General features: G+C 61.2%; 1 protein-coding gene. It reads left to right on the top strand.

Annotation, left to right across the window (positions count from 1 at the left end):
• Nucleotides 1–345: Ig-like domain-containing protein (locus tag AB1462_RS32510; RefSeq protein ID WP_367249238.1), on the top strand; the 345-nt coding region annotated here is incomplete at both ends.

Below are 345 nucleotides of genomic sequence, written 5' to 3'. Positions count from 1 at the left end.
CGGTGGCTGCGGAAACTGCTGCGACCGGTGCTGAAGACCCAAGCGTAGGCATCGCTGTCAAACTGTCCGCCACCGACGTAGACAGTCCGACGGACGTTAAATCGTTCACCGTCGGCACGCCAACCAATGGCACTTTCTACACCGACGCGGCCATGACCAAACCGGTGACCGGTTCGATTGATGCGGTCAACGGCGAAGCGACTGTTTACTTCAAACCGAACGAAAACTTCCACGGCACCGCGGACTTCACCTACACCGCGACCGACGGCGGCAACGCTGACGGCACCAACCCGCTGACCTCGGCTCCAGCCAACGGCACCATCACCGTGACTGCGGTCAACGACG

It is taken from the genome of Pseudomonas sp. SB113, from assembly GCF_040754745.1.
In the GTDB taxonomy this organism is placed as follows: domain Bacteria; phylum Pseudomonadota; class Gammaproteobacteria; order Pseudomonadales; family Pseudomonadaceae; genus Aquipseudomonas; species Aquipseudomonas grimontii.
The sequence above is the reverse complement of the archived record's forward strand: the minus strand, read 5'-3'. Positions and strand labels throughout refer to the sequence as shown.